The 10,803-nt window shown below is 62.7% G+C and carries 8 protein-coding genes; 1 reads left to right on the forward strand and 7 read right to left on the reverse strand.

Annotated elements, in window-relative coordinates:
* Nucleotides 1–50 precede the first annotated feature (50 nt).
* From V1273_RS28165 to V1273_RS28195, 7 genes are all read right to left on the reverse strand, one after another.
* Nucleotides 51–740 (reverse strand): response regulator transcription factor, encoded by a 690-nt coding sequence (locus V1273_RS28165; RefSeq protein WP_334380711.1) that lies wholly within the window; start codon nucleotides 738–740, stop codon nucleotides 51–53.
* Complete coding sequence (locus V1273_RS28170) at nucleotides 737–3,454, reverse strand: sensor histidine kinase KdpD (protein WP_334364589.1); 2,718 nt, start codon at nucleotides 3,452–3,454, stop codon at nucleotides 737–739. The genes V1273_RS28165 and V1273_RS28170 overlap by 4 nt, the downstream gene beginning before the upstream one ends.
* Nucleotides 3,455–3,495: 41 nt before the next feature.
* Nucleotides 3,496–4,098, reverse strand: coding sequence for a K(+)-transporting ATPase subunit C (locus V1273_RS28175; RefSeq protein WP_334364590.1), 603 nt, complete (start codon nucleotides 4,096–4,098; stop codon nucleotides 3,496–3,498).
* Nucleotides 4,099–4,212: 114 nt separating this feature from the next.
* Complete coding sequence (gene kdpB, locus V1273_RS28180; protein ID WP_334411581.1) at nucleotides 4,213–6,327, reverse strand: potassium-transporting ATPase subunit KdpB; 2,115 nt, start codon at nucleotides 6,325–6,327, stop codon at nucleotides 4,213–4,215.
* 24 nt (nucleotides 6,328–6,351) lie between these two features.
* Nucleotides 6,352–8,055 carry a potassium-transporting ATPase subunit KdpA gene (kdpA, locus tag V1273_RS28185; RefSeq protein WP_334411583.1) on the reverse strand — a complete coding sequence of 568 codons (1,704 nt, stop codon included), beginning with the start codon at nucleotides 8,053–8,055 and terminating at the stop codon, nucleotides 6,352–6,354.
* A 115-nt stretch (nucleotides 8,056–8,170) separates the two neighbouring features.
* Entirely contained in the window at nucleotides 8,171–8,260 is a 90-nt protein-coding gene (locus tag V1273_RS28190) for a K(+)-transporting ATPase subunit F (protein ID WP_016846764.1), read from the reverse strand.
* Nucleotides 8,261–8,696: 436 nt separating this feature from the next.
* On the reverse strand, nucleotides 8,697–9,941 hold the full coding sequence (locus tag V1273_RS28195; protein WP_334368994.1) for an IS4 family transposase: 1,245 nt from the start codon (nucleotides 9,939–9,941) through the stop codon (nucleotides 8,697–8,699).
* Between the two features lie 373 nt (nucleotides 9,942–10,314).
* On the opposite strand from V1273_RS28195, the gene V1273_RS28200 reads away from it, so the two are divergent.
* Nucleotides 10,315–10,779 (forward strand): hypothetical protein, encoded by a 465-nt coding sequence (locus tag V1273_RS28200; protein ID WP_334411584.1) that lies wholly within the window; start codon nucleotides 10,315–10,317, stop codon nucleotides 10,777–10,779.
* Nucleotides 10,780–10,803 lie beyond the last annotated feature (24 nt).

Below are 10,803 nucleotides of genomic sequence, written 5' to 3' on the forward strand. Positions count from 1 at the left end.
CTCTTTGCACTACGCAAGATTGTTTTCGTGCTCAAACGGTATCGCTGCGCTTAATCCGGCGCGCGCAACCGGTAGCCGATGCCGGTCTCGGTCAGCACGAATTGCGGGCGCTCAGGATCGGCTTCGATCTTCTGACGTAGCTGGCGGACGTAGACGCGCAGATACTGCGCATCCGTCAACTCGTCCCACAGCTCCTTCAAGAGGAAGCGATGGGTCAGCACCTTGCCGGCATGCTGCACCAGAACGCGCAGCAATTCGTATTCCTTCGGCGAGAGTTTTACTTCGCGCTCGCCAACCTTGACGATGCGGCGCACCAGATCGACCGAGAGGTCGCCTGCGCGGAATACCGGCCGCTCGCCCTGCACCTGCAATTGGTGCCGGAGCGCTGCGCGCATCCGCGCCAGCAACTCGTCCATGCCGAACGGCTTTGTCAGATAATCGTCGGCGCCGAGATCGAGCGCCTGCACCTTGCCGGCCTCGTCACCGCGGCTCGACAGTACCACGATCGGCACACTCTCGTTGCGGCCGCGGATCATGCGCAGGAGCTCATGGCCCTGGATGTCGGGCAGGCCAAGATCGAGGATGATCAGCGCCGGGCCATCCGCGAGCTTCTCCAGCGCAATCTTGCCGTTGGAGGCTTCGAGGATGTCGTAGCCCTGCGTGCTCAACCCCATCCGCAGCAATTTGCGGATCGGCGGCTCGTCGTCGATCACCAAAACCTTGATCTGGGCGGCGTTCATGCGGCGGTATCCAGCGCGCTATCGGAGGCCGGGACGGGCAGTCGAATAGTGATGATGGCCCCAGAGCGATCGGTACGATTGGCGGCCGATATCGTGCCATGCATCGCCTCGACGAAACCGCGCGAGATGGCGAGCCCCAGCCCGGTGCCGGGACGGATGTGGTCGCCCTTTTGAGCGCGATAGAACTTGTCGAACACGCTTTCCACCTCGGCAGGCGGAATACCGCTGCCTTCGTCGAGGATCTGCAGCGACACACTTGCCGGATCGCGCGTTCCCCGGATCGAAATCGTGGTTCCGGCCTGCGCGTATTTGGCCGCGTTATCGAGCAAATTGAACAATACCTGTTCGAACAGAACCGCATCCAGCTCCAGCATCGGCAGATTGGGACTGAGTTCCAGTGACACCTTGTGATGCAGGAGGATCTTGTTCGCGCGGCGCAGCGTGCTGCCGACGATCTCGGAGACGTCATGCCGCGCGGTATTCGGCACGATCGCACCGGATTCCAGCTTGGTCATGTCGAGCAGATTGGCGATGAAGCGATTGAGGCGCTCGGATTCGTCGATCATGGTGGCGAGCAGTTCGTTCTTCTGCGCGTCGTTGAGGCTGGAGCCGAGATCGCGCAGGGCGGAAGCGGCACCGAGCACCGAGGCCAACGGCGTCTTCAGATCGTGCGAGATCGAGGTCAACAGCGCGCCGCGCAGCCGGTCGGATTCCACCGTGCGCTTGACCCGGTCCATGTCTTCCACCAGCAGCACGCGCTCGATCGCCAGCGCGCCCTGATCGACCAGCGCATCGAGCAGGCGGCGCTGATCCGGCGTCAGCAACGGACCGGTGCGGTCGTCGTCGATGCCGATGACGCCGATCGCGCCGCGCCCGGTTCGCATCGGCAGGAACAGCCGTTTGGCGCCCGGCAGCGTATCCGAGCCGCGCCCGGCCGCACGGTCGTTGTCCCAAGCCCATTTGGCGGCGGCAAGGTCGGCCTCGCCCAGTTGATCCTCGGGCGGATAACCCGACTTCACGGTGAGCACACCGTCCTCCGGCAACAGCAGCACCACCCTCACCTTCAGCATCAGCGCGGTCTGATAGGCGGTCGCCCACAGCACATCGTCCAGCGTCGCGGTGCCCGCGAGCTTGCGGCTGAAGGCGTAGAGCGATTCGGTGGTGCGCACCCGGCCGATCGCGGTGTCGGCCTGAGAGCGCACCCGTGCCGCGAGATTGGAGACCAACAGTGCGATCAGCATGAAGAGGAAGAACGCGGCAATGTTGATCGGGTCGGCGATGGTGAAGGTATGGACCGGCGGCATGAAGAAGAAATTGTAGCACAGCGACGCCGCGACGCTCGCCAACAGCGATGGCAAGAGCCCGTAGCGAACGGCGACGCCGACCACGGCGGTGAGGAGCACCAGATCGACATTCTCGATGCCACCGAACATCGGCTGGATCAGTTTGGCAGCGCCGAGGCTGACCGCGACGAACAATAGCGCCATCATGTAGGGCCGCGGGTTGAACGGCTCCTGTCGCGCCGCAGTCTGCACCGCCGCTTTCGCCACGCCCTGTTCGTCGCCGGGGATGACGTGGACGCTGATATGGCCGGCGCGGCGCACCAGATCGTGCACGACAGAACCGCGCGTCAGCTCGAACCACCAGGAGCGGGTCGACTTGCCGATGACGATCTGCGTGACATTATTGGCGTGCGCGAAATGGATGACGTCGTCGGCGATGCGGCGGCCGACGCCGGGAATGGTCAGCGCCTCACCGCCCAGCGCTTCCGCCAGCCGCATGGTATCGGCCAACCGGTCGCGCTGCTCGTCGGTCAGTTGCAGGCTACGGCGTGTCTCGATGCTAATAGCGGTCCATTGCGCGTGCAGCCGGTCGGCCAGCCGCTTGGTATAGCGCACCAGCCCGGCCGCGCGCGGATCTTCGCTGACGCAAACCAGGATGCGCTCACCTGCCGCCCATGGACCTGCTATGGCGTTGGCCTGCATATGGGTGAGCAACTGCTCGTCGACGCGTTCGGCGGTGCGCCGCAGCGCCAGCTCGCGCAACGCGGTCAGGTTGCCTGGCGAGAAATAATGCTCCAGCGCGCGCTCGGCCTGTTTGGGAACGTAGACCTTGCCCTCCTTCAGCCGCTGGATCAGATCGTCGGGCGTGAGGTCGATCAGCTCGATGGCGTCGGCGCGGTCGAACACGGAATCCGGCACAGTCTCACGGACCCGCACATGCGTGATCTGCGCGACCACGTCGTTGAGGCTCTCGATGTGCTGGATATTGACTGCCGTATAGACGTCGATGCCGTGGGACAGCAATTCCTCGACGTCGAGATAGCGCTTGGGATGACGGCTGCCGGGCGCATTGGTGTGAGCGAGTTCATCGACGAGCGCGATCTGCGGCCGCCGCGCGATCAGCGCATCCAGGTCCATCTCCTCGAGCGTCTGCTCCTTGTAGGCGAGCCGCCTGCGCGGCAGCACCTCGAGACCGTTCAGAAGCACTTCGGTTTCAGCCCGGCCGTGGGTTTCGACGATGCCGACCACGACATCGGCGCCCGCCTTCTTCTTGGCGTGGGCGCTCTGCAGCATCTCATAGGTCTTGCCGACGCCGGGCGCAGCGCCGACAAAGATCTTGAGCTTGCCGGCGCGGCTCTCCTCGCGCCGGGCGGCCTCCAGCAGGGCCTCCGGTGATGGACGTTGTTCGGGGTCGCGGCGGGCTTGGACCATGCGGTAGTATAGTCCTCACCCTTCGAGGGGCCTAGCATGTCTCATTTTGAAACCTCATCCAGCGCCAGGTTCAACGCCAGTACGTTAATGCGCGGCTCGCCAAGCAATCCAGCCATGCGGCCCTGAATGTGCTCGGTAACCAGTTGCTGGACGCGCGCCTCCGGCAGGTTGCGGGCCTTCGCCACGCGCGGGACCTGGAATAGCGCGCCTTCCGGCGAGATGTCGGGATCGAGCCCGCTGCCGGAGGTGGTGACGAGATCGACCGGTACGGCAGCGGCCGGGTTTTCGGTCTTCAGCTTCGCGAAGTCCTCCTTGATCCGGTCGGCCAGCGCCTTGCTGGTCGGCCCAAGATTGGAGCCACCGGAATTGGCGGCGTTGTAGGGCGCAGGGACCGTCTTGGTCGGATCGGCCGGGTCCGGCGCCGAAGTCGCGGACGGGCGGCCGTGGAAATATTTGTCTTCCTTGAACTCCTGCCCGATCAGAGCGGAGCCGATCACCTTGCCGTCCTTTTCAATCAGGCTGCCGTGCGCCTGCCTCGAAAAGATCGCGCCGGCGATGGCGGTCATGGCGAGGGGATAGGCAAGGCCGGTGATCGCGGTGAGTAGCAGCAGGATGAGGATCGCGGGACGGATTTCTCTGAGCATTTTAGGTCTCCGTAAGTTTTCCGTCATTGCGAGCGAAGCGAAGCAATCCATGGCGCCACAAGTGGATAGATGGATTGCTTCGTCGCTTCGCTCCTCGCAATGACGGTTGTGGTGTTAGGCCAGATGCAAAGCCACAACCGCAAGGTCGATGGCCTTGATGCCGATAAAGGGAACGATGATGCCGCCCAAGCCGTAGATCAGCAGGTTACGGCGCAGAAGCGCCCCTGCACCGACGGCGCGATAGGCGACGCCTTTCAGCGCCAGCGGGATCAGCGCGATGATGATCAGCGCGTTGAAGATGATCGCCGACAGGATGGCGCTCTGCGGGCTTGCGAGGTGCATGACGTTGAGCACCTCGAGCTGCGGGTAGAACGCCAGGAACATCGCCGGGATAATGGCGAAATACTTTGCGACGTCGTTGGCGATCGAGAACGTGGTCAGCGCGCCGCGCGTCATCAGAAGCTGCTTGCCGATCTCGACCACCTCGATCAGCTTGGTCGGGTTGGAATCGAGATCGACCATGTTGCCGGCCTCGCGCGCCGCCTGCGTGCCGGTGTTCATGGCGACGCCGACATCGGCCTGCGCCAGCGCCGGCGCGTCGTTGGTGCCGTCGCCGCACATCGCGACCAGTTTGCCCCTGGCCTGCTCGTCGCGGATCAGCTTCAGCTTGTCCTCCGGCGTTGCCTGGGCAAGGAAATCGTCGACGCCGGCCTCGGCCGCGATGGCGGCTGCGGTCATCGGATTGTCGCCGGTGATCATCACGGTGCGGATGCCCATCCGGCGCAATTCCGCAAAGCGCTCCCGGATGCCGCCCTTGACGATGTCCTTCAGATGCACGACGCCGAGTAGTTTCCCGTCTTTGGCGACCGCCAGCGGCGTGCCGCCGGCTTTCGAGACCTCGTCGGAAACCGTTTGGATCTCACGGGCCGCCTCCGAGAGGACGCCCGACACGGCGCGCGCCGCATTCCCGGAAGCGACCGCGCGGATCGCGCCGCCACCATCGACGTAATTCAGGATCGCATCCACCGCGCCCTTGCGCTCCGACGATGACCCGGCGTCGATGCCGCTCATGCGTGTCTGCGCGGTGAAGGGAATGAAGCTCGCGTTGAGCTCCTTCATGTCGCGGCCGCGGATGCCGTATTTCTCTTTCGCCAGCACGACGATCGAGCGACCTTCCGGCGTCTCGTCGGCGAGCGAGGCGAGCTGCGCCGCATCCGCCAGCTCCTGTTCGGTGACACCGCGCAAGGGGCGAAACGCCGTGGCCTGCCGGTTGCCGAGCGTGATGGTGCCGGTCTTGTCCAGCAGCAGCGTGTCGACGTCGCCAGCGGCCTCCACCGCACGGCCGGACATGGCGAGCACGTTGAAGCGCACCAGCCGGTCCATGCCGGCGATGCCGATCGCCGATAGCAGCGCGCCGATGGTGGTCGGAATCAGCGTGACGAACAGTGCCACCAGCACCACTACCGAAATCGAGCCGCCGGCATAGGCCGCATAGCTCGGAATCGTCACGGTGGCGAACACGAAGATGATGGTCAGGCCGGCGAGCAGAATATTGAGCGCGATCTCATTCGGCGTCTTCTGCCGCTCCGCTCCTTCCACCAGCTTGATCATGCGGTCGATGAAGGTCGACCCTTGCGCCGCCGTGATCCGAACGCGGATCCAGTCCGATAGCACTTGCGTGCCGCCGGTCACCGCCGACCGGTCACCACCGGATTCGCGGATTACAGGCGCAGATTCACCCGTTATCGCCGCCTCGTTCACCGAAGCTACACCCTCGATCACTTCGCCATCGGAGGGGATGTTGTCGCCGGCCTCGACCAAGACGATGTCACCCACCTTCAGGCTGGTGCCGGAAACCAGACGATAGTTCTTGCCGGGACCTTCCAGCAATTTTGCCTTGCTCTCGGTGCGGGTCTTCTTCAACGACAGAGCCTGCGCCTTGCCGCGGCCTTCGGCAACGGCCTCGGCGAAATTGGCGAACAGCACGGTGAACCACAGCCACAGGATGATCTGGAACGTGAAGGCGAAGTTCTCGCCGCCGGCCACCAGATTGCGCAGGAATATCACGGTCGTGAGCGTGGCCACGATTTCGACCACGAACATCACGGGGTTCTTCACCATCAGCCGCGGATCGAGTTTTGCAAAGGCCGCCCGGATTGCCGGCAGCACGATGCTCGGATCGAACATCGCCGACGCCGTCGCCTTTTTCTGCAATTTCATGGTTTCCATGGACGTAACTCCTGACGGCTTCGATCAGAACAAGGTGTTGGCGTTCATCGCCAGGTGCTCGACGATCGGCCCCAGCGCCAGCGCCGGGAAGAAGGTCAGCCCGCCGATGATCAGGATGACGCCGACGACGAGGCCGACGAACAGGCCGCCGGTGGTCGGCAGCGTGCCGGCCGAGGGCGGGATCGATTTCTTGGCCGCAAGCGACCCCGCCAGCGCCATTGCCGGCACGATCATGAAGAAGCGGCCGACAAACATCGAACTGGCGAGTGTCAGATTGTAAAAGAAGGTATTGCCGGTCAGGCCGCCGAAGGCCGAGCCGTTATTGCCGGTCGCCGAGGTGAAGGCATAGAGCACCTCGGTAAAGCCGTGCGGACCGGCATTGGCGATCGACGCCACCGCCGGAGGGAAGACGACCGCAACGGCCGTCCAGCCCAAAATCATCAACGGCAGGATCAGGATTGCAAGCATCGCCATTTTGACCTCGCGCGCTTCGATCTTCTTGCCAACAAATTCCGGCGTACGGCCGACCATCAGGCCGGCGACGAAGATCGCCAACACGACGAACAGCAGCATGCCATAAAGGCCCGCGCCGACGCCGCCGACGATGATTTCGCCGAGTTGGATGTTGAGCAGCGGGATCATGCCGCCAAGCGCGGTGAAGGAGTCGTGCATGGCATTGACGGCGCCGCAGGAGGCAGCGGTGGTAATGACTGCGAAGAGTGAGGAGGCGACGATGCCGAAGCGGACTTCCTTGCCTTCCATATTGCCGCCAGAGAACCCCAGCGCGCTCAGCGTCGAGGTGCCGTTGGCTTCGGCCCAATAGGTGACGGCGACGCCGGCAAGGAAGAGAACGCCCATTACGCCGAGGATCGCCCACCCCTGCCGCTGGTTGCCGACCATCCGGCCGAACACGTTGGTCAGCGCCGCGCCGAGCGCAAAGATCGAGATCATCTGCACGAAGTTCGACAGTGCGGTGGGGTTTTCAAAGGGATGTGAGGCATTGGCATTGAAGAAGCCTCCGCCATTGGTGCCGAGCATTTTGATCGCGACCTGCGAAGCGACAGGGCCGACCGCAATCGTCTGCTTGCCGCCTTCCAGCGTGGTCGCCTCGACATAGGCGCCGAGCGTCTGCGGTATGCCCTGCCACACCAGGAACAGCGTATAGACGAAGCAGATCGGCAGCAGCACGTAAAGCGTACAGCGCGTCACATCGACCCAGAAATTCCCGATCGTGCGCATCGAGGAACGCGAGAAGCCGCGGATCAGCGCCACTGCGAGCGCGATACCGGTCGCTGCCGACAGGAAGTTCTGATGCGTCAGGCCCAGCATCTGCGTCAGGTACGATAGCGTGCTTTCGCCGCCGTAGTTCTGCCAGTTGGTGTTGGTGATGAAGGAAATCGCGGTATTGAAGGACAAATCCTGGGCGACGGCGGATTGCCCCGCCGGGTTGAACGGCAGCATCGCCTGCAGCCGCATCAGGCCGTAGATGATGAGGAAGCCGCCGACATGGAACAGCAGCATCGCGACCGTGTAGGTCAGCCAATGCTGTTCGCGCTTTTCATCGACGCCGCCGATCCAGTACAGCCCAGCCTCGACCGGCCGCAGAATCGGAGACAGAAACGTGCGCTCGCCGCTGAAGACGCGCGTCATATACCAGCCGAGCGGCTTTACGAGCGCGACCACGATCGCGCAGTACAGCAAAATCTGAAACCAGCCGACAAGTGTCATGGGTGAGTGTCCTTCGTATTACCTTGCAGGCAGCAACACGCGCAGCAGCACGACGAGCAGCGCGGCGGTCGCAAGAAACGCCAGCACGATGGCGGCGAGCGTGGTCATGACCCGTTCAAAATCGCTCGGGGCGCAGCAGCGCGTAAGTCAGGTAGAACAGCAGGCCAAGCGAAACGAGGCCGGCGAGCGAGTAATCGAAGATCATGGCGCTCTCCTCCATAGCGTCTTCGAGCGAAAGCCTGCCCCGGACCTGATCCGGGGTGGTTTTCGGTTCGCGCGAAGAAAACGCGTCAACATTTAAAGCCGCTCGCAGACATAGGCATAACCAATGCCCGCTACGAAGAGGCCGAGAGCGAGCGCCAGCATCACAATGTCCAGCATGGGATGTTCCTCTGCGACGTGAACCGTGCAGCCGAAGATACGGCTATGCGTTCCGGCCTGAGGTGCCACCGGGCGCATAGGTTTTCGAGACGGGAAGGATGGCGACGTTATAGGAATCTCATAAAGACGCCTTCCGTCGTCCCTGCGAACGCAGGGACCCATAACCACAGGCGTTAATTATTTCGCGACCTGCTCGTTATCTTTCTTTTCCAAACAACACCGGCCGCGGAGTATGGGTCCCTGCGTTCGCACTAGGGCATCTACACGCTTGCCGGGCCATATACGAGGAGTTGGAAGCGAGCCATTCCCATGTGGAAGGTGATTGGTCCAGGTGGGCGATGAGAGGCGTAACCGGTCCATCCGCCGAGCTTTGCGATGATCCATGCCGCCCAGGCGACAGTGTTGGGGCGATGGTGGTTCTTCTGGAGCTCGGTGCGGCCTTTCAGGGTTTTGTTGATGGCCTTGAGCGCTTCGATCTCGTCCGGCGTGAACACAAATTCGACCTGCAATTGTTCGCCGCCATTGCGGGCTTGAACGAGCTGGATGACGATACATGCTACTCTGGTGGCGATCGCCACGAGTTTGATCAGGCCTTCAGCGCTGTCGAGCTGACTATCCTCGATGCGCAGACCCTGGCTCTTCAGCGAGCGAAAGAGCTGTTCGATGATCCAGCGCTGCTTGTACCAGGAGACGATCCGCCAGGCATCGGCGGCGGTGACGACCGGATGAGTGGTCAGGAGCAACCAATGAATGGGCTTGGCGCTCTTCGGGGGGTGCAACTCGACGACCTCCACGAAGCTGACTTTGACGCCCTGTGGCAGGTCTTTCACGCCGGGGCGCTGCGGTCGTTTGAGCACAACGGTTCCCAGGCGCATGGAGAGGTGGGCCTGGCGACCGTGGCGATCCATTCGCTTTGGTAGATCGATCACCGCCTTGTCGCAGAAGCGGGCCCGCGCGACCGCCTGATAAAGCGTGCCGCCATCGACCAGCGCATGGTCGTGCATGGCGCGCGACAGGAGGTGGACATTGTCAGCGGGTGTCAGCGACCAGTGAGCAAAGAAATCCCCCTCGCGGTCGTTGACGACGGTGATCATACGAGCAGCGACCAGAACCTCGCAGCCTTGCTTAGCCGTCGTCACCCAGCGCGCCGATTCCTTGTCGGCCAAGGCGCGCTTCTCGTGAGCGATCCTGGCCTTGCGCTTGCGCGTCCACACCTCACCGCCGGTGAGCCCGAGACAGACCCCGCTATCGGCATCGACCGCCATCATGGCATGCAGCAGCACGCCGCGAGCATTGCCTTTGCCGACCTTGCCCAAGTCGCGCCGATGTCCCGGACGAGTGTGGAAGTTGATCTCGCTGGTGTCCTGGATCGACAGCACATGACGCCCGCTGACCGCCATCGACGTCTGCAGGCTCCAGCCTTCAATCAGCTTGTCGATCGTGACTTGCGGATTGTTCACAAACCGCCAGAACGCCATGTTCGCGGCCCAGTTGCCCTGCGCCATCTGGCGCAAACAGACACTGCGCGTGCAAAGCATAGCCCGGAGAAGCGCCGCCCCCTTTTATCGAGGCGAACGTCTCCAAACTTACCCAGGGACAAATCCGGTTCCTGCTGCATCTCTGGCGCTCCTTCGAATCAAAGCGCCAGAGAGAGAATCATACAAAACGCTGCGGCGAACGCACATCATGCCGCCCCGAGTCAATCTGTCGCGTCCCCAAGACGTGTAGATGCCCTAGTGCGTTCGCAGGGACGACGGAGATAGCGCTTATGAAATCCCTATATTTACAACCCTCGCCCCCACTCGTTTTCGAATGGCGTTTTCGCCAGTTTGGGAGTGCGGTTGCAGTCGCGGCCGCGCGAATGAACGAGACGACGCCATGTCAATTCTTTTGGAACACCGCGTCACCACCGATCTCGGCGATCGGCTTCGCGACGCCTGCTGCGTGACGGTCGAATTCCTCTCCGACATCGCCGCAGCATGCCGGCGATTTCCGTCAACAGCCCACGGCGCAAAGACCGCCCGCATCGAGCAATTGATCCAATCTCACGCCTGGATCGATGCCGCGCTGGCGCTGATCGATCTGGAATTGCCGCAATGGCAGATTCGACGGATCGCCTATGATGAGGGTGAATGGTACTGCGCACTGTCCCGGCAGCGCGAACTGCCGGACTGGCTCGATCAGTCCGTCGAAGCTCGTCATGCCGATCTGACGCTGGCAATCCTGAGTGCATTCGTGGAAGCGCAGCACATCAGCACGACATCGCGCCGGACCAGCGTCCCGCCCGTGCCGCAGAATGTCAGCCCACTGTACGAGCCAGTTTGCACCGACAATTTTGCGTGACTTTTGTAGATGGGTAACGGGCCA

Origin of the sequence: Bradyrhizobium sp. AZCC 1721 (assembly GCF_036924715.1) — a bacterium.
Taxonomy (GTDB): Bacteria; Pseudomonadota; Alphaproteobacteria; order Rhizobiales; family Xanthobacteraceae; genus Bradyrhizobium.